The organism is Mucilaginibacter lacusdianchii (assembly GCF_009770985.1).
Taxonomy (GTDB): Bacteria; Bacteroidota; Bacteroidia; order Sphingobacteriales; family Sphingobacteriaceae; genus Mucilaginibacter; species Mucilaginibacter lacusdianchii.
Genome location: NZ_WSRW01000002.1, coordinates 1,025,180 through 1,050,618, shown reverse-complemented (window position 1 = coordinate 1,050,618; position 25,439 = coordinate 1,025,180). Strand labels below are relative to the sequence as shown.

Genomic DNA, 25,439 nt, shown 5'->3' with positions numbered 1-25,439 from the left:
ATTTCTAAAGAATGCACTTTCAATAAAAATTAGTAATTCAATGCATGGATTATGTTTTGTTTTTCTGTGATGAACTGCAAAATTTACGACTTAACCGTAGGGGCAATTACAGTCTTAATCTAATTTTAAAACGCCGAACCCATACATGTATTTATTGAGGCACTGGTGGTAGTTAAATTATTATTTGCTATCTTGGATTGTCTCTTAATTGTTTAAGATATACAATTACCTATCCAGATTATCACCAACCTGAACCAATTTATCCATGAAAATTACGAACAAACTTAATTTTGCAAAAGCTGCACTTCAATTTACTGCGGTAGTTTTGCTGACCATTATAGCAACGCCGTTGCTTGCTCAAGATGAACATATAAAGATTGACGGGAGCATATCTGGCAGTGCTTACAAAGCATATGTTTACGTGATTATAGGGTATGAAGAGCCCCAATTTCATAAAAGCGAAATTAAAAACGGACGATTCGAGCTTTCTCTTAACAAACCGCTAAAAGATACGGTGCTGCATGCCGGTCTGTTTTTAAGTGGGTTGGCCGAAATGAACAAAACCATTTACGAGCGGGAGCTTAAAGCCAAAAAAATTAATTCTCGTAAGGATCTGTATTGGTTTTTGATAGATAGCACAACCATGCATTTAACAGTTAACCCGGCTGTTAGCAAGATAAAAACTTACGGCGGGCAACTAAACAGAGAGCAGGCCCTTAATGACAGTATCATCACCCAGTATTACAAAGATGTTGACCAGCGTGGTACAGACTATGCCAACAAAAAAAGGATACTGGCAGAGCTTAAAGTGATTAACGACCATAATTCATCACTTCTTTCTGCCGAAAACTTAAGGAATCTGATTAATCTTCCATTGCCAGGAGGGGCTTATCCTTATAAAGACGAGATACTGGCAGTTTTAAAGAACATGGATGAGAAGGCAATAGGTAAAGACAAAATAGATAACATGCAAACGCTTTACGATAAAATGGTAAAGCGATACACACCAAAAGAAAATGTGATTTTTCCGGCGGTTAACTTTACAAACGCTCAGGGAGGTACACTTGCCTATAAAGACTTAACCGAAGGTTGTGACTATATATTGATAGATTTTTGGGCGACGTGGTGCGGCCCTTGCAGGCAGCAGCATCCCCAACTAAAGAAGATACAAGAACAATTTAAAAGCAATAAAAAGCTTAAGATTGTTGGTGTGGCTTTGGATAGGCAAATCAAGACTTGGCAGACTTACTTAAAAACAAACCCCTTCAATTATACCCAGTACTGGATTACCCCTGCTACTGAAGGGGTTTTGAAGGAAAATTTGGGTTATGAAGCTATTCCTTGTTATGTTTTAGTGAATACTAAAACCGGCATGGTTACAGATTTTAACATCGGTATTGATAATATCGTAGCCAAATTAAAAGAAAAAGGTTTGTAAGAAAGGGCAAAATTGCCGTACATAATCACTGAACCGAATTATATTTTATGAACGGTCTTGTTTCAATAGGTCTGTTACTGAACTGTTAAAACAAGACCGTTTTCAGTTTCATCATAGTCAAACAATTAACTATTTTTGCCGGATGAAACAGCTTTGCCTGATGTTTGCCGCCTTTGTGCTGATCCTATCGGCAAGGCCTTGTTGTGCAGACAGGGATTGTGAGAGCCGTATAGATGTAAAGCACGAACAGAGAGATAAACAGTCGTCCAAAGAAAAGGAATGTGCAGGTTGTTCACCCTTCTTTTCATGCGGTTCATGCATCGGTTTCATCATAGCTAAATCTGTTGTTCATACCATCAGCCTTATCGCAGAACAGCCCGAGCGTAGTTATACGCCTTACTGTCAGCCCGCCCATAAAGATATAGCGCTTGCTATCTGGCAACCGCCCCGGTTAAGTTAATTCTACTGCATAGCCATACGTGTGGCTAAAATTTCAGGTATTAACTTAATCATAAATTTAATGAAACATCTTTTGGTGCTCATTGCAGCACTGCTATATACTACCATATCTTTTTCTCAGAATACTTTAAAGGCTGTTGTTAAAGACGGAAAAACTAATGAACCCTTAGTAGGCGCTACCGTGCTTTTACAAGGCACCAACAAAGGTGCCACTACTGATACAAGCGGCACAATTACTTTAACAGCCATTCCCGATGGTGTACAGGTGCTGCAATTTCGCTATGTGGGATACATTACTAAGCTGGATACGATAATCTTTCCATTTCGTAGTTCTGACCCTGTTGTTGTACAGCTTATGCCTTTGGGTGATGATGAGGGCGAAGAACTTACCGAGGTTACCGTATCGGCAACACGCAGCAGCCGTACTATTGCTAACATCCCTACACGTGTTGAGGTGATATCCGGTGAAGAACTGGAAGAGAAAGGTAACATGAAACCCGGAGACATTCGTATGCTGCTTGCCGAAAGTACCGGCATTCAAACGCAGCAAACATCGGCTACCAGTGGCAATTCTAGCATTCGCATTCAGGGACTGGATGGAAAATACACGCAGATTATACGTGATGGCTTCCCATTATATTCAGGTTTTTCTGGTGGATTGGGCTTATTACAAATAGCACCGCTCGATTTAAAACAGGTTGAAGTTATTAAAGGGTCTTCCTCAACCTTGTATGGTGGCGGGGCAATTGCCGGGTTGGTCAATCTGGTTTCTAAAACACCAACAGACGAACGCCAACTAAACTTTCTGTTAAACAGCACATCGGCCAGGGGGCTTGATGCCAGCATGTTTTACGGGCAAAAGTTTAAAAAGCTAGGTACTACTATTTATGCCGCTTATAATCATGGGAGTCCTTATGATCCCTCTAATATCGATTTGACAGCCATACCTAAGTTTAATCGGTACACGCTCAATCCCAAACTGTGGTTTTACCTTAATGAGTATACTACCCTGAATATTGGCATTAATGCTACGGCAGAAGATCGCATAGGTGGCGATTTGCATTTTATTGAGGGCCGAGGCAATGCGCAGCATTCATACTTCGAAAAAAACAAGACTGGTAGGTACAGTAGTCAAGTACAACTTGATCATCAACTGAATGACAAGGAAAAACTAACCTTCAAAAATAGCATCAGTTATTTTGACCGCATCATCACTTTACCCGATTATCGCTTTTCGGGCGTACAGTCATCGTCATACAGTGAAGCCGATTATAGCCGTAATGGTGAAAAAGCTGACTGGGTAGTTGGCGTTAATTTTCTGACCGATCATTTTAGTGAAAATAAAAACAGCAATTTTCCTTTACGCAGCTATACGCATAACACGATAGGTGGCTTTGTGCAGAACACCTTTAATGCGGAAGAAAAACTTACCCTCGAATCGGGCATCAGAGGTGATTATCATAATGATTATGGTTTTTTCTTCTTGCCAAGAATTTCTGCGCTATGGAAAGTGAACGAGCATTTTTCAACCCGTTTAGGTGGTGGTTTGGGTTATAAAGCACCTACTGTATTCACCGAAGATGCTGAGCGAATACAATTTCGCAATGTATTACCTCTAGATGTGGCCAACACAAAAGCCGAGCGGTCATACGGTGCAAACTATGATATCAATTATCGAACCGGCCTGTTTAACGGAGCCGTTGGTTTAAGCATTAACCAGTTGTTTTTTTATACCCGTATAGATAATCCTATTTTACTTACCGCCCTTACTAATGGCAACCTACAGTATCAGCAGCCCAGGGCCGACTTGAACACCAAAGGCATGGAAACTAACGTGAAGCTTACTTATCATGACTTTAAGCTGTTTTTGGGTTACACTTTTGCCGATGTAACACAGCACGTATTAACAACTATTTCTGCTTACCCGCTCGTATCCAAACACCGGCTTAATAACGTATTGATGTATGAGGTGGAGGATAAATGGAAAATTGGTGCAGAGGCCTATTATTTTAGTCCGCAACGGCTAAATGACGGGGCAACAGGAAAAGGTTACTGGACAGCAGGCCTGATGGCTGAAAAGATATGGGAACGTTTTTCGGTATTTATAAATTTTGAAAACCTGACTGACACCCGCCAAACAAAGTTTGATGCCATTTATACAGGGAGTGTTACCAATCCGGTATTCAGGGATATTTATGCGCCCCTGGACGGTTTTGTAATTAATGGCGGAATTAAATTTAAGTTTTAATAAAAAAGTAAATATGTTGTTAAAGGTCGGCCTATCAAAAGCTTTACAAAAACGACCTTTAACAATATATTTACTATTTCATCAACTCCCGCTGAATGTTGAATAAGAACTCAAATAAGTTCATTTCAGTTGGGATCTGCAATTTTTTACGAAGTCGGTAACGGCTGATTTCAACACCGCGAACAGATATGGCCATCAGTTGTGCTATCTCTTTGCTGGAAAGGTTCATGATGAGGTATGCGCAAAGCTTAAGCTCCTGTTGGTTTACGGTAGGGTAGCGTTCTTTAACTACTGTTAAAAAGCCCGCATGCACTTTATCAAAATGAACCGAGAACTGTTCCCACTCTTCATTAATGTTGTGTTCTTCGTTAAGCAGGCGCAGTATCTTTTTGATTTCACTGGACGGAACTACATCGCCCGACTTTTGGAGCTTTTGCAATTCATCTTTCAACTTTAACAAAAACTCTTTCTTTTGTACTAGGTTTAAGCCCGAGGCTGCCAGTTCGGATGTTTTGTATTCAATTTCCGACTGTAGCTTTTCGTTCTTTAAATTGGCAAGCTCCTTTTCCGATCGCTCTAATTCCAATTGATGCAAATAGGCAGTTTGCCGCTGCTCTTCCTCATTCTTTTGTTGCTGTAGTATTAACTGCTGCTGCTGCCTGGCCAAATGCCGACGTTCCTGCCACAAGTAAAAGTAATAAAGTGCGCCTGCAATCAGGCAGATATAAACAAGATAGGCCCAGGTTGACTGATACCATGGCGGATTGATGCTAAACGCGTAAACCGCTACAGACGATTCATTGTTATGGTGATTTCTGGCCTTAACCTTAAACTTGTAATTACCTGCCGGAAGATTGGTGTAATCTTTTTCCGACTTTTTTGACCAGGCAGACCATTGTTCATCAAAACCTTCCAGCAAATAACTGTACTCTACATTTGATTGCTCTTCAAATACCGGCGATGAATAATCAAAGTGCAAAGAGTTGTAGGCGTAACCTAATGCAGGTGCATTGTTGGTTGATTTGCTGGCGTTAGTGGCAAAGCCGCCATATAGTGTACTGTCTTTAACCGATATAATTTTAATTTTACGAATGTAAGCCGTAAGCGGACGGATGTTGTGTTTGTAGGTAGCATAGTTGATGTGATAAAATCCGTTTTCGCTGCCCACAAATATATTGTTGGCATCAATAGGATAAACATTTTCAAATCCGCTTAAAATCTGATTGTCTAACTCGGGTATGTTGATGATGGTTGGCTTGCCCGAGTAATCGGCAACAGCCAGACTTTTGCCTTCTACAAACCAAATGTTTCCCGAGGCATCTTCTTGCAAATAGCGAATACTGCGGGTGCCAAATACATCTTTAAACTGAGGAGATGGCCTGAAACGATCGGCCGTGGCATTGTATTCGTAAATACCTTTTTCGGTAGCAATTACTACCTGTCCTTTTATTTTGAAAACAAAGTTGTTTAAGGCCGATGGCAAGCCCTGCTCTTTAGCATAAGTTTTGGCCATGCTATCGTTGGGGCTTATTTTATAAACGCCCCGGTAAGGATGCGAGGCCCAGATGTTGTTTTGTTTGTCGACCTCCAAAAACCTGGCCGATTCATAAAACTTTGCCGCATCGCCTTTATCTGCAAGCTTGGCGGGCGTATCTTCAAATAACCGTACCCCATAATAGTTGCCGGCAGCTAATAAGGGAGTACCGCCTTTGCCCGTCATGGGCCTGAAAAGCCAGTAGCCTGTATTGTTAAAAACCGGCACAAATTTATCCTGCTCAACCTCAAATATGCCATCGTCTTTACCCGCTAGTAACCGGCTACCCACAACATCCAAATGCCATGTTTGCCCGTAGGCAATGGGGCGGGCTTCGTTTTTCAGATAACTTAAATCCTTTGTTCCATCAACCGGAACGCGATAGGTGCCGTTTGACAGCGCGAGGTTGAGGTTGTTTTTGAACAAAGCTGCCGAAAAACCTGCTCCGTCATTAAACACAGATGGATTGATATGACGGACAGCGTTATTGTAAGCAACAAAGTCAATACCGTTGTCTAATCCCAACCAAACATTATTGCCGGCATCAGCATAAATACTATGCACATTCACATTTTGCAGGCCTTCTTTTTTACCAATGTTTTCAATCACATTACCGCTTTTGTCTATCTGGTAAATGCCATTTAAAAACGTGCTGATCAAATAAGTGCCATTGTTTAGCCGTACCGCACCCGAAAACTGCTGATACCCGTTTATGCCAAAGCCTTTTAACGGCAGTGGCTTAAAAGCATTGCCAGATAATAGCAACAATCCATCTTTAGTAGTTGTAACCAGCGATTGGTTGTTGTCAAATCCGGATGTGGAAGTGATATAAAAACCTTTAGGTAGTTCGTTGTTAGCAATAAGCGTTTGCCAGGCATTGTTTCGATACACAACAATGCCCTTTTGTGCATCATGGGCTATCAGCCGATTATGGTCTTTCCCTAAAAACAGCCATGAAAAAGACTGGTAAACAGTAATTTTGTTGTTCGAGTATTTGAATATTTTATTCTGCGAACGAAAAAAAACATCCTTTCCTAAAGTTACCACGTCCCATATGTCCGAGAACTTTTGATCTGCTTTAGGTATCAGATTTTTAATAGAAGTGAAAGTTAACTGCCCGTTTTTGGCCGGTACAAAATACCCTATTTCATCCTGCCCGCCAACGTACAGCTTTTTGTCGGCCCCAAATTCAAGTGAGCGTACAATGGTTTTATTAGGGAGCGGATAAAGCTGCCAGTAGGCACCATCAAAAACCAATACACCTTCATTATTGGCAAAATACATGCGGCCTTGGTCATCCTGCCGTATTTTCCAGTTTTGTGTACCTGCGTTGTACTGCTTTTTTTCATAATTAACGGTTTTGCGCTGGCCAATATAGGTTTGCGACAAAGCCATTTGCCATGAAAATAGCAAGTATATATTCAGTAATAAACTGAAAAACAATAGTTTAAGTCGGTAAATCAATTATCGGTTATTATTGGCTTATAACAGTGCTAATATCAACCATTTTTCTGATTTTTTCAATGGTGTGTAGTAGTGATGTAGTGCCATATTTGATTTATAGGGTGGTGATGCTATACATTTGACCCTTGTAAACCGAACGCTCTCTGCGTTTTTTAACCAATTATAAATTATTAACCGAATGAGTAAACCATGACTAAACAACAGGCACTGTTGTGCCTGAAAAGAAACTGTATGACGAAATTTTACAACTAACCAATTATCCCCCTCTGGGATCAAATTTTATTTATTAATAAACCTATGCAATTAAAACTTAAGTTTTATGTGGGGTTTGCTTTGCTGTTTTGTTTTATTAGCCAGGCATACGCCCAATCGCTCCGTGTAACGGGCAAGGTAACTCAAAAATCAAATGGTGAAAGTATACCGGGCGCCACTGTTGCTGTTAAAGGCACCACGTTAGGTACCGTTACAGACATTAATGGTAACTATGCACTTAACCTTCCGCAAGGTGGCGCAACTATAACCGTATCTTTTATAGGTATGACGCCGATTGAACGACGCGTGAACGAGCCTAGTGTACAAAACTTCGTATTGGAGGAAAGTACCAATAACACCTTATCAGATGTTGTGGTAACCGGTTATGGTACCCAAAAAGTAACTAAAGTATCGGGCGCTATTTCTACTATCAAAAGTGCTGATATCGAAAAATTAAGACCCGTACGTGCTGAAGAAGCTTTACAAGGCCGTGCTTCGGGCGTCACCGTTATTCAAAGCGGTTCGCCGGGTTCAACCCCAACGGTACTTATCAGGGGTATTCCTTCATTTTCTGGCACCGACCCAATTGTGGTAATTGATGGTGTGCCACAAACGCTGGCCGACCTTAATGCGCTTAATCCAGGCGATATCGAATCTATCAACCTGTTAAAAGATGCTGCTACCACAGCTATTTATGGTGTTAAAGGTGGTAACGGTGTAATTGTGGTGACTACTAAAGGCGGCAGAAAAAACCAGAAAACTGAAATTTCAGTTAGCGGAAACTACGGCGTGCAGGAAGTAGCCCGTACCATTGGCGTATTGAATGCTACCGAGTATGCTGCAATTATTAACGAAGGCAGTACATCAGCGGGTGGTAACATCATCTTTCCTGATCTTTCTATATTAGGTAAAGGTACCAACTGGCAAAAAGAAATTTTTAAAACTGCGCCTTTACAAACACACAGTTTGTCGGCACGGGGTGGCAGCGAAAGTGTTACCTATTTCCTTTCTGCAGGCTATACCAGCCAGGGCGGCGTTGTTGGCGGTATCGATAAATCCAGATTTGACCGTGGTAACTTTACCGCTAACCTGAATTTTCAGTTAGCGCCCAAAGTGAAATTCTTAGTGAATGCAACAGATGTAATTCTGTATTCAAAAGGTGTTCAGGAAAATTCTTTCAATAGTATCCTGGGTAGTGCACTAAATTTTGATCCAACAGTGCCGGTTTATAACTCTGATCCTTCAGTGAACAGTAAATATGGTTACAGTAACTTGCTGTTATCAGAGATATTTAACCCCCTAACCAAGCTGGATAATACCTACAATAAAAACAATGGTAACAAGCTTTACGGTAAGTTTGAGTTACAGTACGATGTGTTGAAAAACCTGAAACTGAGCAGTCGTTTTGGTTATACTAAATATGATGCTAACTCGAAAAGCTTTACGCCATTAGTATTTTACGGTCCGCAAAACGTTGAAAATACCATGAATGGCGATGGCTCTGCCATTACCGGTCGGTTCAACAGCGTATCACACGATAAAGTGAGCAACTTCAACTACACTTGGGAAACTTTTGCCAATTACAACTTCAAAGTTGCTAAAGATCATACCTTCGAAACCGTTTTAGGTTTCTCATTAGCCAGAACATCAGGTAACGCAGCAGGTGCCAGCCGTCAGGATGTGCCTTTTAACTCATGGGAGTTTGCTGATTTTAGCGCGGCAACTGGTACCAACTCCGCTACCAATACCAATGCGTTAACCGGTTACTATTACCAGTACTTCCGTCGTAACATCTCTTACTTTGCAAGGGTTAACTACGATTATAAAGAAAAGTACCTGGCATCGTTTACTGCGCGTCGTGATGGTTCCTATGCATTTGGTATCAATAACAAATTCGGTAACTTCTATTCAGGTTCATTGGGTTGGGTAGTTACACAAGAAGATTTCTTTAAACCCAAATTTATTGATTACTTGAAAATACGTGGTAGTTATGGTGTTACCGGTAACGAAAACGTTAGTCCGCAATTTGTGAAAATTGTAACCGGCGGACCAGATTATGGACCAACGGCTAACAGCAATGGTTATAATTTTGACAACATCTTCTATCCGGGTTCAACCGTAGGCTCTGCAGCTAATAACAGCCTGGCATGGGAACGTCAAAAGCAACTGAACATTGGTTTTGACATGAATTTATTGAACGACAAATTCACCATCTCGGCCGATTATTACGAAAAACGCGTAAACGGCTTGTTGTTTACCCCATCGGTATCCTTGTACTTGGGTACTGTGCCCATTCCAACTGCTAATATCGGTTCAACCAAAAGTAGCGGTGTGGATATTACCTTGGGCTACAATGAATCAATTGGTAAACTGAAGCTGAACAACTCGTTCACATTAACCACCAGCAAAAACATGGTAACGGCTACCAATACCGAAGGCACTGCCAGAATTTTTGGTGGCAGCTATTTCAACGGACAGTCGCAAACCGTAACTGTTTTTGAGAAAGGGCAAACCCCTGGTTACTTCTACGGCTATAAAACTGATGGTTTATTCCAAAATGCTGCTGAGGTTGCCGCTGCTCCTTCTCAGCCAGGTGCACAAGCCGGCGATATTCGCTTTGTGGACACCAATCACGATGGCGTGATTAATGCCGACGACCAGGTGAAAATAGGCGACCCATTCCCTGATTTTACTATGGGCTGGAACTTGAGCATCAGCTACAAAAACTTTGATTTTAACGCCTTTACTTATGCATCGATAGGCAATGATATTTATCGGGCCTATGAGCGTAATGCCAACTTTACCAATAAATACCGTGCGGTATTAGGACGTTGGACTGGTCCGGGTACTACCAATGATGCCCGTAATCCAAGATATTCTTTTCTTGATCCTAACAGCAACATTCGTGTGAGCGACAGATATGTTGAAGATGGTTCGTTTGTAAAAGTTAAAAACCTGCAGTTGGGTTACTTACTGCCCAAGTTTAGCGGCGTATTCAAGAGTGTAAGAGTATATGCACAGGTAAGAAACGCATTTGTGTTTACCAAGTACTCTGGTTTCGACCCGGAAATTTCTGGTGGTATTTTAAATACAGGTGTTGACCGTGGTGCCTATCCGCAGCCGCGTACTTACTCTTTAGGCCTCGACATCAAATTGTAATTCATTAATCTTAATAAAACGATGAATAAAAGATATATAAAGCTGATTGGTGTGGTGATGTTGGTTTCCACATTTACAGCGTGTAAAAAATGGGTGGACTATAATCCGCATGAGGATTTTGTGACTACCGAGCAGGATTACTTAAAATCTGAAAGTGATTATCGTAACATGATAATCAGTGCTTATTCACCATTGCAGTGGCTAAATCAAATGGTAGTTATTGGCGATATCGCTTCAGATAACTCGGTAGCCGGTGGTGAAAGTGCATCAGACGTACTGCCGTTGCAACAAATAGACGATTATACATTAACACCTATTAACTCTACCCTGCAAGACCTTTGGCAGGTAGCTTATGAGGGCGTTAATCGTACTAACTACCTGTTGCAGTATAAAAGCCAAAACCTTGCTGGCCAAACCGTCAATTTTGCGGGTAAGGATGCGCTTTATGGCGAAGTTAACTTTCTGCGTGCTTACTATTATTTTTCACTGGTAAGAATGTGGGGCGATGTGCCTTTATTTACAGACAGACGTCTGGGCGTGAGCGATTCAAAAAGTTTGAGCCGTTCGCCGAAGGCTGAAGTTTACAAACAAATTGAAGCCGATTTAAATACGGCTATAGCCGCTTTACCTGCTACGCAATCGCAAAAGGGCCGTATTACGAAATATGCTGCTCAAGCCATGCTAGGTAAAGTTTATTTGTACGAAAACAAGTTTACAGAGGCAGCTGCCGTTTTAGAACAAGTAATTAGCGCCAATGCATTTAGCCTGGTAGGTGATTTTAATTCCATCTTCTTGGCATCTGGCGAGAATGGCCCTGAGTCTGTTTTCGAAATTCAATACACCAATGGCTCGCCTTATTACAATTGGGGCGGTCAAACTCGTGGCCAGGGTAATTATTCTGTTCAGCAAAATGGTATCAGAGGTATAAGCGGCAGTGCAGCTATGCCATACGCAGCAGGTTGGAGCTCGAACTTACCTACGCAAAACCTGGCAGCGGCTTATGCAGCCGGCGATAAGCGCAAAGATGTTACCGTATTAAATATTGAGGCTTATAAGGCTGCCCATCCCGAATACGGTATTACTTACCAGGTTGCGCCTTATAAAAATACAGGTTTGTATAACCAAAAGTATCTGCCACGCAAAGGCGAAACATCAGGTCAGATTGAGTTGAACTACTTGAACAACTTCCGTACGCTACGTTATGCCGAAGTATTGTTAATGGCAGCCGAAGCCAATAACCGTGCAGCCGCCGCTAATGATGGTAAAGCACAAGGCTATTTGAACCAAGTGCGCCGCCGGGCTTTTGGTGATAATGCGCATGATGTAACCGCAACCGGAACTGCATTACGACAAGCCATTTGGGATGAACGCAGATTGGAGTTGGGTATGGAAGGCGACCGCTTTTTTGACTTGGTTAGAACCGGCCAAGCAGCTACCAAAATTACCGGCTTTGTAGCTGGTAAAAATGAAGTGTTCCCTATTCCGCAGCAGGAAGTGAACGTTTCTGGTTTAACACAAAATCCGGGATACTAAACCTTAAGAAAACAATAATGAAAGCGATAAAATATTTTTTGAGCATTACTTTGCTACTGGTCATCGTTACCGGTTGTAAAAAAGACTCATTCAACGATACATCTTTGGTTGAGGGTGGGGCTGATCCTGCTAAACTGTCGGTGATGTTTGATATCACCCAGGATAATACCGGTTTGGTTACCATTACGCCAAGTGGCGAAGGGGTGGCCAGCTATGATGTGTATTATGGCGATAGTGGTGCTAATTATATGAAAGTTACCCCAGGTAAAAGTATTCAACATACTTATGCCGAGGGATTATACAATGTAAAAATAGTAGGGCATAGCCTTACCGGAAAAACGGCTGAAATTACCCAGCCATTAACTGTATCGTTTAGAGCACCCGAAAACTTAAAAACAAGCATAACCAGCAACGGCTTAGCGGTTAATATTGGTGCAACTGCACTTTACGAAACTATGTTCCATGTTTATTACGGAGATGAAGCCGATAAAAATCCGGAACCTTATGATTCGTTTTTGGAAGGGCAAGCCGCCACACACACTTACGCAACAGCAGGTACTTATACCGTGCGCATAGTAGCGTTAAGCGGGGGTAAGGCAACTACCCAATATACAGAAACCATTAAAGTAGGTAAACAGATTGATCTGCCTTTAACTTTTGATGATGCTAATTACGATTATACCACCAGCAATTTTGGTGGCAATACATCGGCCATAGCTACCGACCCGGCAAACGGTGCAAATAAAGTATTGATGGTAACTAAACCTGCCGGTGCCGAAACCTGGGCCGGTACTACTTTAGGAACGGCCAATGGCTTTGCAACTAAAATTCCGGTTACCGCTACCAACTCTAAAATGAGCATGCGGATTTACTCGCCTGCCGCAGGTTTGGTTATTAAGTTGAAATTGGAAGATCATACAAACGGCAACAATGCAGTTGAAACGGATGTGATGACCACAAAGGCGAACCAGTGGGAAACGTTAACATTCGACTTTAAGCAAAACTCAGCAGGTACGCCAGCTTTAAACCCTGCTTTTACTTATGATAAAGCGTCGGTGTTTTTCGACTTTAATGCAGGTGGTACAGGTAAAGTGTTTTATATGGATGATTTAATGTTTATGGCACCGGTTGCGCCGCCAGCCCCTAAGCTTAGCTTGCCGCTTACATTTGAAGATCCATTGCTTAAGTATGCGTTTTCCGATTTTGATGGTGGTGCAACTACTATTATAGACAACCCTTTTGCTACAGGTATAAACACTAGCAGCAAAGTAGGTAAGATGGTTAAAAACGCCGGTCAAACCTGGGGTGGAAGCGTTATCGCACTTGATGCGCCTATCGACTTTTCGACCAAAAAGACCTTCAAAATGAAAGTGTATTCACCACGTGTTGGTGCCAAAATTTTATTAAAGGTTGAAAACTTGAACAGTGGCAGTATCAACTTTGAAAAAGAAGTAACCACCACAGTAGCCAATGGCTGGGAAGAACTGACTTTTGATTATAGCGCCATTAACACAGCTAATACTTACCAAAAGATAGTGCTGATATTAGACAACGGTACAGCAGGTAACGGTTCAGCCAACTACACTATCTATTTTGACGACATCACACTTAATTAACGTATACAGCAATGAAAATTAATATAAAAGCGCTTGTATTTACCGGCTTGGCAGTCATCGCTATTGCGTTGGGCTGTAAAAAGCCCGAATATTCGTTCGGTAAGCTGGTTACCCCAACAGACCTTACTCTTGCTACCAGTGTTGCAGGGGTAGATGCTACCAACCCAAATGGTAACGGATCCGGCAATGTGTCTGTATCTTTTAAAGCCAACAATGCCCTTACTTATAAAGTAGATTATGGCGATGGTAATACCGAAATGGTGCAAACATCCGGTCAGATAACACACAGGTATACATCACCAGGTATCTTCAGTTACAATGTTACCGTAAGTGCTGTAGGCACAGGCGGCGCCATGTCTACACTGACACAAAAAGTGACCGTATTTGTGGCCTTTGAAATTCCTGCTGCCATATTAGATAACCTGACCGGCGGTAGTTCAAAAACATGGGTAAGTGACCGGCTAACGCCAGGGCATGTTGGGGTAGGACCAACCAATACTTTCACATCCGATTACTATAGTGCTGAACCTAACCAGCGTGCAGAGTGTTTGTATGATGATGAAATTACCTTTACCAAAGATGCTAACAACAATGTTATATTAACGGTAAACAACAAAGGCCAGTCTTTCATGACGGCTGCGGCCACCGCATCATACGGTAAAGCAGGAGGGGATGATTGTTACGATTACGATTTGGCAGCACCTCGTAAACTGGCATTTATGGATGCAACATCCACTTCAACACCTGCACAATCAACACGTATCCAGTTCACCGTACCGGGTGCAGGTTTAATCAACTTTGGTACCGGTGGCAATACTTACGAAATTATAGCACTTACTGCCAACACCATCACCCTGCGCAACATTGGCAGCGACGGACTGGCTTGGTATCAAAAACTAAAAGTGAAATAAAATAACTATGAGATATTTACGCACATACATGTTAGTTGCACTGGTAGCGGTTGCCACCAGTTGCAGCAAAAGCAACGACAAGGAGGCCGCAGACAAGCCAGCTAATGTTGATGTAAAAACGCAGTTAAGTACTGATAACAGCGGTACTGTAACCTTTACAGCCACGTCAAGCAATGCTACATCATATGAGTTTGATTTTGGTAACGGCGTTTACCAATCATCAACAACTGGTAGCGTTACTTATAAATACCCGGTTGCGGGCACTTACACGGTGAAAGTAACGGCTAAAAGTGCAAGCGGTGCGGTAACAATCAAAAGCGCACAAGTTGTGGTATCAGCTGCCGAAGCTTTGTTTTGGTCAGAAGAATTTAACACGCCAGGCGCACCCGATCCGGGCAAATGGGGATATGACCTGGGTAATAGCAACGGCTGGGGTAACAACGAATTGGAATACTATACCAATCGTTCAGATAATGCCATTGTATCAAACGGTACCTTGAAAATCACCCTTAAAAAAGAAAATTACAATGGCTTTGGTTATACCTCTGCCCGTTTACTTTCAAAGGGTAAGTTTAATTTTAAATATGGCCGAATAGAAATTAAAGCCAAACTGCCAGCAGGCGGTGGTACTTGGCCGGCGCTTTGGGCTTTAGGTAGCAACATTGACACTGCTCCTTGGCCCGCTTGCGGCGAGATAGACATTATGGAGCATATAGGGAATAACCTGAACCATGTTTTGTCTACATTGCATTATCCTGGTCACTCAGGCGGTAACGGCGTAAGCGGTGGTACTACTGTTCCAAATGCATCTACCGAGTTTCATATCTACAGTATGAACTGGACGGCCAGTAAATTAGAATTTGCCGTTGATGGGAAAGTGTTTCATACCGTTGCCAACACGGCCGACATGCCATTTAACCAGAATTTTTTCCTGATATTAAACGTAGCCATGGGGGGTAACCTGGGTGGCGCTGTTGATCCAAACTTTAGCAGTGCTGCTATGGAGGTCGATTATATCAGAATTTACAAATAAGTTACTTACAAAGCCGCCTTAAGCGGCTTTGTGCTTTTAAGCTTTAATCTACATCGTTTTCCAATCATGTTTTTTAAAAAATATACTTTTCTTGCAGCAGCCGCTGCATTAACACTTGCTGCGCCAGGCTTGTGGGCGCAGAAAAGGAATGCCCCTTTGCCTGCTAAAGGTGAGGTTATTTTCTTCGACGATTTTTCAGACAAAAAATTGAACCGTGCTAATTGGAACGCTGTAGTAACCGGTTTTCATGTAAACGATGAATTGCAGGCTTATGTCGATTCGCCGGCGGTGATATCTATTGTACACGGCGCCGCAGCACAGGGAGCGAGCAACGGAGCGTTGCAGCTCATTCCACGCTACTCGCCTAAGTTTAAAACATTTGATGGTAAGCAGTTTGATTTTATCTCAGGCCGCATAAACAGTCAGGATAAATTCGACTTTACCTATGGTACGGCTGAAGCCCGCATCAAAATGTCGGCAGGCGATGGCCTGTGGCCAGCCTGGTGGGCTTTAGGTTATGGCAACTGGCCGGCGTGTGGCGAAATTGATATCATGGAATTTGTGGGCGAGGCTGATTGGGCCAGTGCAGCCGTACATGGCCCAGGCTACAGTGGTGAAACACCTTTTGTTGACCGCCTGTATTTTGACAAAGGCAACGATGTAACCCAATGGCATATTTATGCGGTTGACTGGACACCCGATGCCATGATATTTAAATACGATGGCAAAGTGATGTTTCGGGTAACCCGTGCCATGGCCGAGCACTATGGCAAATGGGCTTTTGATAATAAAAAGTACCTGATACTCAACTATGCCCTCGGCGGTGCTTACCCGGTTAAAATAAACGGTGTAAAACAGCCTTACTATGGTTTACCGCAAAGTTCTGTTGAAATGATAAAAAAAGGTGATGCCTGGATGCTGGTAGATTGGGTAAAAGTTACCAAAACCAAGTAAGCATTATCAGCTATAACACAACAGCTATTTTAGTAGGATTAAGAAGCGGATGGGAAACTGTCCGCTTTTTTTATTATGGATATTTTAATTCTCCGGCTGGGTAAAAGGCGCATGATATACTTAAAGATACATCGGCACTTTAGTATCTTTACCCGGTCAAATGTTGCCGGTTATAGTGAAGATACGTTTCTTATTAATTTTCTTTTTCGCCATCAGTCAGCTGGTCTATGCAGGTGATGACACGCATGTAGCTGGTAATGAGTTAAACCTGGCCATCAGAAACAAGGGCGTATATACCAGGCAAAAGCAAGAGCGTATTGCTGTTATAAAAAAATCGGCCGAGAGTATAATGGATTTATCAGTACGTTATCAAATTAACAATAACTTATATCAGGAGTATAAGAAGTATAAAATTGATACGGCCATTTATTATGCCAGCCAAAACCTGCAGATTGCCCATCAGTTACAACGCCCTGATCTGATCACAACTGCACAACTGCAACTGGCAAACCAGTATTCGTCACTGGGAAAATTCTTAGAGTCGGAAGCTTTATTAAAAAATGTTAACAAAGCGTCTTTTTTAAAAGCGCAATTTGTTGATTATTATGATGCTTGCATACAGTTTTATGAGCACTATGCAACCAACAGTTACAACAAAACTTACGCAGAGCTGGTAAAAAACTATCGTGATTCGCTTCTTCATGTGCTTAACCCTGCTTCTGTAAGTTTTCAAATTAACCAGGCACAACAGTTTATTTATCAAAACAGATTAAAACCCGCTCAAACTATTCTTTTAAAATTATTTAAGCCGGTTCAAAATCAAAGTGCCGATTATGCAATGGTGACGTACCTGTTAGGCTTTACCTACCAAGCGCAGCACCAGGTTCAACTGGCTAAAAAGTATTATACGCTATCCGCTATTACCGATGTGAAAAATGCTATTAAAGACCATGCCTCGTTACAAAATTTGGCTTTGATATTTTACGAGACTGGCGACGTAGATAATGCTTACTTATACACCCAATCGGCAATTGAAGATGCTATTTTTTGCAATGTAAAGTTTCGTACGTTGCGGATGTCCGAGCTTTATAACATCATCAACACTGCATATCAAGAAAAAGAAGCGGCTCAAAAAAGCAGATTGCAGTTGTATTTGGTGCTCATTAGCGTCCTTTCTGTGTTTTTGGTGTTGGCTGTAATATATGTTTACCAGCAGATGAAAAAGGTGTCCCGGATAAAAGAGGAACTTGATGTCACCAGCCGACAACTGGCCGTTCTTAACCAGGAAATAACGGATACTAATGTAAAGCTGAGCGATATTAATGTGCAGTTGTCTGAAGCTAATCAAGTTAAGGAGGCCTATATAGCACAGTTTTTCGATTTGTGTTCAACCTACATTACTAAGCTGGAAGATTACCGTAAAGCATTAAATAAAAAGGCAACCGAAAAGCAGTTGAACGAACTGTTTAAAATGTTACGATCAACCACTATGGTAGATCAGGAGGTGGATGAACTGTATAAGGTATTTGATAATATCTTTTTAAGTCTTTATCCCAACTTTATAAGTCAGTTTAACACTTTGCTGCTACCCGACGAGCAAGTTAGCCCTAAACCCGGCGAACTGTTAAATACCGAACTTCGCATATTTGCGCTGATACGCTTAGGTATTACCGATAGCGTAAAAATTGCTGCATTCTTACGATACTCTTTAAGTACCATTTATAATTACCGAACCAAGGCCCGCAACAAAGCGGCCGTATTACGCGACGACTTTGAAAAACAGGTAATGCGGATTGGTACACTACCTGCTTTGAGGTAATTTATTACACATAGTTACTACTTTTTTAACTAGATATTTGATTGTAAGTTTTTGAAATATAGATATTTAGTATTTGTAATTTGCTACTTTTTTACCGCTGCCGTTTTAAGCCATAACATATCATAGTAGCTTTACATCATGATACAGATGCATTAGGTAATCTACACTAATGCTGATTGATAAACCATACTATTACTTAATGTTATGAGATTAGCGTACATCAACGCCTCAAGAATTTTTAAAGTTCTTGCCCTAACTATTGTGCTGGGTATTTCAGCAGCTCGTGCCCAAAGTCAAACTCCAGTTTATCTGGACGATAACCAACCCATTAAAAATCGTGTGGAAGATGCCCTGAAGCGTATGACGCTTAAAGAGAAAATTGCCATGATACACGCGCAGTCTAAATTCAGCTCGCCTGGTGTGCCGCGTTTGGGTATACCCGATAACTGGACTACCGACGGCCCTCATGGCATTCGCCCCGAAGTACTGTGGGACGAGTGGTCGCAAGCCGGCTGGACCAACGACTCGTGTATGGCTTTTCCGGCGCTTACCTGTTTGGCCGCCACCTGGCATAAAGATATGGCCATGCTGTATGGCAAGTCGCTAGGCGAAGAAGCGCGTTACCGGAACAAAAATATATTATTAGGTCCCGGTGTAAATATTTACCGTTCGCCGTTAAACGGTCGTAATTTCGAATACATGGGCGAGGATCCTTACCTGTCGTCTCAAATTGTAGTGCCTTATATCAAAGGCGTACAGCAAAACGGGGTAGCTGCTTGTGTAAAGCACTTTGCTTTAAATAACTCAGAAGGCAACCGCAATACGGTAAACGTAAATGTTGATGATCGCACTTTGTACGAAATTTACCTGCCTGCTTTTAAGGCCGCCGTGCAGGAGGGGGGCGCTTGGGCCATTATGGGATCGTATAATCTTTATAAAGGTCAGCATTGCTGCCATAACGAATACCTGCTTAACAATATACTTCGCAAAGAGTGGGGCTTTGAAGGTGTAGTAGTGTCAGACTGGGGTGGTGTTCATGATACCCACCAGGCTATTTTCAATGGCTTAGATATGGAGTTTGGTACTTGGACCAACGGTTTATCCAAAGGCAAATCAAAAGCTTATGATAACTATTACCTGGCCGATCCTTATCTGGCATTAATCAATTCAGGTCAGGTAGGTACCAAAGAACTGGATGAGAAGGTACGTCGTATCCTGCGTTTATCTTTTCTTACTACCATGAACAAAAAACGTCCGTTCGGTTCGTTCGCTACAGAAGAACATGCACTGGCGGCACGTAAAATAGCAGAAGACGGTATTGTATTACTGAAAAATAAAGGCAACGTACTGCCAATCAACCTTAACAAGGCCAAAACTATCGCCGTAATTGGCGAAAATGCGGTTAAAATGATGACCGTTGGCGGTGGCAGCTCATCGTTAAAAGCCAGATATGAAATTTCGCCGTTAGACGGCATTAAAGCCCGGGTTGGTACACAAGCTAACGTAGTATATGCCCGCGGTTATGTAGGCGATACAACCGGTAACTACAATGGCGTAGAAACCGGTCAAAACCTGGTAGATAAACGCCCTGCCAGCCAAATTATGGCAGAAGCGCTTGATGTAGCCCGCAAAGCAGACGTTGTAGTTTTTGTTGGTGGTTTAAACAAGAGCGATAACCAAGATGCAGAAGGTGCCGACCGTCAAAGCTTGTCGTTACCCTATAATCAAGATAAACTGATTACCGAACTGGCCAAAGTAAACAAGAACTTGGTCGTAGTTAATATATCGGGTAATGCGGTGGCTATGCCTTGGGTTAACCAAGTGCCTGCCATTGTACAAGGTTGGTTTTTAGGGTCTGAGGCTGGTACTGCGTTGGCTTCAATACTGGTGGGTGATGTAAATCCATCAGGTAAATTACCGTTTACCTTCCCTGTAAAACTGACAGATAACGGCGCACATGCTTTAAATGCGTTTCCGGGCAACGACAAAGAGGTTACTTACAAAGAAGGTATTTTTGTAGGTTACCGTTGGGCCGAAAAACACAACATCAAGCCGCTGTTTGCCTTTGGTCACGGTTTAAGCTATACCACTTTCCAATATGGTAAAGTAACTGCTGATAAAAAATCTATTACTGCTTCGGATAAAATTACGTTTTCGGTAAATGTAAAAAATACCGGCTCTCGTGATGGAGAAGAGGTAGTTCAGCTGTACATCAGTGATCCTAAATCGTCTGTACAACGTCCGGTTAAAGAGTTGAAAGGTTTCGAAAAAATATCGTTAAAACCTGGCGAACAAAAAACGGTAACCTTTACAGTTGATAAATCAGCCCTAAGCTTTTTTGATGCTGCTAAGCATGATTGGGTAGCCGAGCCGGGTAGTTTTGAAGCGTTGGTTGGTTCATCATCGGCAGATATTAAAACTAAAACTACATTTGTATTGAATTAACATCCTCACAGTTCTGTCCATAATGGGCAAAGCTGATTCTCTAAATCCTTTAAACAATGAAAAAAGTATTATTAGGCTGTTGCCTGTTGTTAGGTATCCAAAAAACAATGGGGCAAAGCCTTGAGAAAATGAACTGGTACAACGAGCCAGAAAAATGGGAGATTAAAAACAACAGTTTAACCATGATGGTTACGCCTAAAACCGACTACTGGCGAATATCTCATTATGGCTTTACCGTTGATGATGCCCCTTTTTACTACGCTAACTACGGCGGTGAGTTTGAAGCTAAGGTAAAGTTAACGGGCGCCTACAAAGCACGTTTTGACCAAATGGGCTTAATGATTCGTACCGATCACAAAAACTACATCAAAACAGGTGTCGAGTTTGTAGATGGCAAGTTTAACGTAAGCACCGTAGTTACACATGATAAAAGCGATTGGAGTGTTACCACATTGGATAAAGTGCCACCGTTCATCTGGATTAAAGTAGTACGCCGCCTGGATGCAATAGAAATATTTTACTCCTTGGATGATAAAAACTATATCCTGACACGTAATGCACCGTTGCAGGATAATGCGCCGGTAATGGTGGGCCTGATGGCTGCTAGCCCGGATGGTACTGGTTTTGAGGCACGGTTTGAAAACTTTTCGGTAAAACACCTGGCTGATCAGCGCCGGTTAGAGTGGTTAAAGAATCATCAATAACATATAGTGGCCCACAAATGTGGGCCTTGTTGTTTAATGATATTTACGTTGCCATATTTTATACCACCCTTTGTTGCGAGGGTAGCTACGGTGCGAAGTAGCATTGTTGCAAACCACCGCTACCAAGTATAATATCAGCACGCCGGATAATACAGGGCTTAATACATACAAATAGCCCAACGCCTGAATTTTAGCTGATCCGATATTGGCAATCAATGCAGTGGCCCCGCCCGGAGGATGTAGCGTTTTGGTAATTTGCATAGCCACAATAGCCAATGCAACAGAAAGCGCCGCGGTTAACCACACCTCTCCGGGTATCAGCTTGTGTATGGTAACGCCGATGAAGGCACAAATCAAGTGTCCGCCAATCAAATTACGGGGCTGTGCCAACGGACTGTTGATGATACCGTAAATCAGAACAGATGAAGCCCCAAATGAGCCAATTAAGAATAGATTATCATAGGCGGTAAAATATTGGCTGTTTAAAAAACCAATAATGCCGATGCCTAAAAATGCACCGATGAAGGTCCAGAAGTGTTCTTTATAATCAATCAGGGTTTCCTGATATACAATATACTTTACCCGTTTGGCATGATGCCGCAATCTTCTTTTCATAGCAGGCGGTAAAATTAATAATCGTTAAAATAAAAATGCCTGATTATATGAAATGCTTACTTTATTATGGAGATATGTTGGTAGATAGACCAGATTTTTAATGATAATTATCAGATTGTGATAATCTGTGCATTCGTTTCTTTCCGTATACTTTTTCTTACTTTGTATCGTACTGACCTGTTATAAAATGTTTAAGCGTATTTTTTCGTACTTTTTTATTGTTCTTTATGCTACGTTGTTTAGTATAGCTGCTGATGCACAAAACTTAGGAGTTCCATATATCCAAAATTTTCCTAAATCTACCTATGCATCAGGTAATCAAAACTGGTCGGTTACCCAAGGCAAAAACGGCGTTATGTATTTTGGCAATGCCGAAGGCTTGTTGGTTTACGATGGACGATATTGGCAGCAGTACAATTTGCCCAATCATCAAATTGTAAGAGCAGTTGCTGTTGATGCTCAAGACCGCATTTACACCGGTGGTTTTGGCGAGTTTGGCTACTGGTCATACCAAACTAATAAACTGGCTTATCATTCACTTACGTCGCTGTTACCGGCTAAACAGCAAATAAAGGACGAAATATGGCGTATCCTTCCTGATCGCGATAGGGTCATCTTTCAGTCGTTCACCAATATTTACATTTATCAGAATGAAAAACTGCAGGTTATCGCACCGGATACCTCACTGTTTTTTATGCACAAGGCAGGCAATCGTATCTTTGCAGAGCTAACCAGTAAAGGATTTTTTGAACTTGCCGGAAACAAACTGGTTGCATTACCAGGCGGGTCTGCGCTTCATGGTGTACTGTCTGTGCTGCCTTACAAACCAGGCAGCTACCTTATCGGTACAGAATCAAACGGGTTATTCATTTATGATGGTAAAACATTCAGCCCTTTTAATACACCAGCCAATAACTTTTTAAAATCTTATCAGCTTAATAATGGTGTTAAGGTGCTAAACAAATATTATGTGTACGGTACCATACTAAACGGCCTGATTGTTTTAAATGAGGCTGGTAACATCATTTACCACATCAACAAAACTAAAGGCCTGCAAAATAACACCGTTTTAAGCTTGTATGCAGATAATAACGAAAACTTGTGGACCGGTTTAGATAATGGTATTGACCGGATAGAACTGAATGCCCCTTTGCATTTTAACCTAGATAAAACGGGTAAGTTTGGTACGGTTTATTCAAGCATCATTTACCACGATAAAATTTACCTGGGCACCAACCACGGGTTGTACTACAGTAGCTGGCCATTACAAAACGGGGCATTTGATTTTCAGATGATTCCATCATCGCAAGGGCAGGTTTGGGATTTAAGCATTATAAACGGTGAACTGCTTTGCGGGCATAATAATGGTACCTACAAAGTGGTAGATAACCACATTCAGAAAATATCGACCTTGGCCGGTGGCTGGACTATAAAACCGCTTAGATCTAATGCTAACTATTTAATACAGGGAACTTATAATGGCTTAGCTCTTTATAGTAGTACTGCCGGCAACGGTTGCCAGTTAATTGGCCGGATTGAAGGATTTAACGAACCGTCCAGATACGTGGAGCAGGATAACAGGGGCAATATATGGGTTAGTCACCCTTATAAGGGCTTAACCCGCTTAACCTTAAGTGCCGATTTCAGAAAAGTCATTACGAAAAAATCATTTGGTGAAAAAGATGGTTTACCCAGTACATACAATATCAACGTTTTTAATTTAGAAGACCAGATTGTATTTGCTTCTCACGCCGGCTTTTTTGTTTATGACGAATTAAACAACCATTTAAGCCGGTATGATGTATTAAACAAAAAGCTGGGTGCCTTTGCAACGTCTAATAGAATCATTAACGCTGGCGGACATTCATACTGGTTTGTTAATCAAGGTAAAGTAGCGTTGATCAATTTCTCTCAACCCGGCAAGCTGAGTATAGACAATGCAAGCTTTAACATACTTGACGGGCGAATGGTGCAGTACTATGAAAACATTAGTCGCATAAGCAATTCATTGTACCTGATTAGTATTGACGATGGCTTTGTAATTTATGACATCAACAAAAACGGCAATTATAATACCTTACACAACCTTCCTAATGTTTTAATCAGGCGTGTGGATGATATTACTGACCGCTATAAGGTAATCAGCGAAAACGGAAACAATGGGGGAGAGTTTTATATAGCCAATAACCGTAACAACATCCGTATCTCATACGCCTTACCCTATTACAGGCAGGCTCAAATTAAATACCAATATTTTTTAGACGGCTATTCAAAAGACTGGTCTGACTGGACATCTGCCACGCAAAAAGATTTTACTAATTTGAGTACAGGCGCTTATACTTTTAAAGTACGGGCCCGGATAAACAACCAATTGGTAAGTAACATTACTGAATTTAATTTTGAAGTGATGCCGCCCTGGTATGCACGCAAAGCTGCAATACTTCTTTATTTGGTATTGCTGGCGGTTTTACTTTTTGTAGGTAGAAGGGTATACCAAGCTAAATTGCGGAAAGACCACCTGCGGATAGCTCAAAAGCTTAAGCAAGAGCAGGAAGAAATATTACGCCATGAAGCGGAAGCCAACGAAAAACGATTGGCCGAGTTACAAACCGAAAAGCTACAAGCCGAATTGGAATCCAAAAACCGTGAATTGGCTAATTCAGCAATGTCTTTAGCTTACAAAAATGAACTGCTGCAAAAGCTGAGTGATGAATTGTTGAAAATTAAGGATGAAAATGGGAAGAAACTGCCTTCTGAACAAGTAAGCCGCGTACAAAAAGTAATTAACGAAGGGCGGAATGATGAGCGAGATTGGAACCTTTTCGAAAAAAGCTTTAATGAGGCGCATGAAAATTTCTTCAAAAGGCTGAAACTACAGTACCCAGAATTAGTACCAAACGATCTCAAATTATGTGCATACCTACGCATGAACATGAGTAGTAAAGAGCTTTCTTCATTATTGAACATATCCCTTCGCGGGGTAGAAATTAGGCGTTACCGACTACGTAAAAAGCTGAATTTGCCCCATGATAAAAACCTCGCCGAGTTTCTCATAGAGTTTTAACACTACATCATTACCTCTCATAATGACAAAATAGGCTTAGTGTATAAATTACATTATATGGGTTTTTTGATGTGGTATTTTGTGAGTTAAAATTCTGATTACGAGTAAATTAAACTTGAGCATGCGTAACAGTGAGAAAATAGTTTTACACTGATGTAGTGATGTAGTGTAACATTATTTGTTACATCTCT

15 protein-coding genes are annotated in these 25,439 nt (G+C 41.6%); 13 read left to right on the top strand and 2 right to left on the bottom strand.

Features of this window, described 5'->3' with window-relative positions; translation table 11 throughout:
* Positions 1-265 precede the first annotated feature (265 nt).
* The 3 genes from GPM24_RS11400 to GPM24_RS11390 all read left to right on the top strand — a co-directional run bounded on the left by GPM24_RS11400 (position 266) and on the right by GPM24_RS11390 (position 4,145).
* Entirely contained in the window at positions 266-1,438 is a 1,173-nt protein-coding gene (locus GPM24_RS11400; protein WP_158826878.1) for a TlpA family protein disulfide reductase, read from the top strand.
* A 142-nt stretch (positions 1,439-1,580) separates the two neighbouring features.
* Positions 1,581-1,898: a hypothetical protein gene (locus GPM24_RS11395; protein WP_158826877.1), complete on the top strand. Its 318-nt coding sequence runs from the start codon at positions 1,581-1,583 to the stop codon at positions 1,896-1,898.
* A gap of 60 nt (positions 1,899-1,958) precedes the next feature.
* A complete protein-coding gene (locus GPM24_RS11390) occupies positions 1,959-4,145 on the top strand; it encodes a TonB-dependent receptor (RefSeq protein ID WP_158826876.1) in 2,187 nt (728 codons plus the stop codon).
* A 73-nt stretch (positions 4,146-4,218) separates the two neighbouring features.
* Here GPM24_RS11390 and GPM24_RS11385 read toward each other — a convergent pair whose 3' ends face one another.
* Positions 4,219-7,074, bottom strand: coding sequence for a triple tyrosine motif-containing protein (locus GPM24_RS11385; protein WP_158826875.1), 2,856 nt, complete (start codon positions 7,072-7,074; stop codon positions 4,219-4,221).
* 366 nt (positions 7,075-7,440) lie between these two features.
* Here GPM24_RS11385 and GPM24_RS11380 point away from each other — a divergent pair, with 366 nt between their 5' ends.
* The 9 genes from GPM24_RS11380 (at position 7,441) to GPM24_RS11340 (ending at position 21,569) form a co-directional block, all read left to right on the top strand.
* Complete coding sequence (locus GPM24_RS11380; protein WP_158826874.1) at positions 7,441-10,554, top strand: SusC/RagA family TonB-linked outer membrane protein; 3,114 nt, start codon at positions 7,441-7,443, stop codon at positions 10,552-10,554.
* Positions 10,555-10,575: 21 nt separating this feature from the next.
* Positions 10,576-12,087 carry a RagB/SusD family nutrient uptake outer membrane protein gene (locus GPM24_RS11375; protein ID WP_158826873.1) on the top strand — a complete coding sequence of 504 codons (1,512 nt, stop codon included), beginning with the start codon at positions 10,576-10,578 and terminating at the stop codon, positions 12,085-12,087.
* 17 nt (positions 12,088-12,104) lie between these two features.
* Positions 12,105-13,703 (top strand): hypothetical protein, encoded by a 1,599-nt coding sequence (locus tag GPM24_RS11370; protein WP_158826872.1) that lies wholly within the window; start codon positions 12,105-12,107, stop codon positions 13,701-13,703.
* An 11-nt stretch (positions 13,704-13,714) separates the two neighbouring features.
* A complete protein-coding gene (locus tag GPM24_RS11365) occupies positions 13,715-14,614 on the top strand; it encodes a PKD domain-containing protein (protein ID WP_158826871.1) in 900 nt (299 codons plus the stop codon).
* 7 nt (positions 14,615-14,621) lie between these two features.
* A complete protein-coding gene (locus GPM24_RS11360; RefSeq protein WP_158826870.1) occupies positions 14,622-15,647 on the top strand; it encodes a family 16 glycosylhydrolase in 1,026 nt (341 codons plus the stop codon).
* A gap of 66 nt (positions 15,648-15,713) precedes the next feature.
* On the top strand, positions 15,714-16,601 hold the full coding sequence (locus GPM24_RS11355) for a glycoside hydrolase family 16 protein (RefSeq protein WP_158826869.1): 888 nt from the start codon (positions 15,714-15,716) through the stop codon (positions 16,599-16,601).
* A 175-nt stretch (positions 16,602-16,776) separates the two neighbouring features.
* On the top strand, positions 16,777-18,420 hold the full coding sequence (gene susR / locus GPM24_RS11350; RefSeq protein WP_158826868.1) for a SusR family glycan utilization regulator: 1,644 nt from the start codon (positions 16,777-16,779) through the stop codon (positions 18,418-18,420).
* A gap of 204 nt (positions 18,421-18,624) precedes the next feature.
* Complete coding sequence (locus GPM24_RS11345) at positions 18,625-20,865, top strand: glycoside hydrolase family 3 C-terminal domain-containing protein (protein ID WP_158826867.1); 2,241 nt, start codon at positions 18,625-18,627, stop codon at positions 20,863-20,865.
* A gap of 56 nt (positions 20,866-20,921) precedes the next feature.
* Positions 20,922-21,569, top strand: a complete 648-nt coding sequence (locus GPM24_RS11340; protein WP_158826866.1) for a DUF1349 domain-containing protein — start codon at positions 20,922-20,924, stop codon at positions 21,567-21,569.
* A 33-nt stretch (positions 21,570-21,602) separates the two neighbouring features.
* Here GPM24_RS11340 and GPM24_RS11335 read toward each other — a convergent pair whose 3' ends face one another.
* Entirely contained in the window at positions 21,603-22,184 is a 582-nt protein-coding gene (locus GPM24_RS11335) for an HPP family protein (protein ID WP_158826865.1), read from the bottom strand.
* Between the two features lie 187 nt (positions 22,185-22,371).
* On the opposite strand from GPM24_RS11335, the gene GPM24_RS11330 reads away from it, so the two are divergent.
* Complete coding sequence (locus GPM24_RS11330; protein WP_158826864.1) at positions 22,372-25,248, top strand: ligand-binding sensor domain-containing protein; 2,877 nt, start codon at positions 22,372-22,374, stop codon at positions 25,246-25,248.
* Positions 25,249-25,439: the final 191 nt, after the last annotated feature.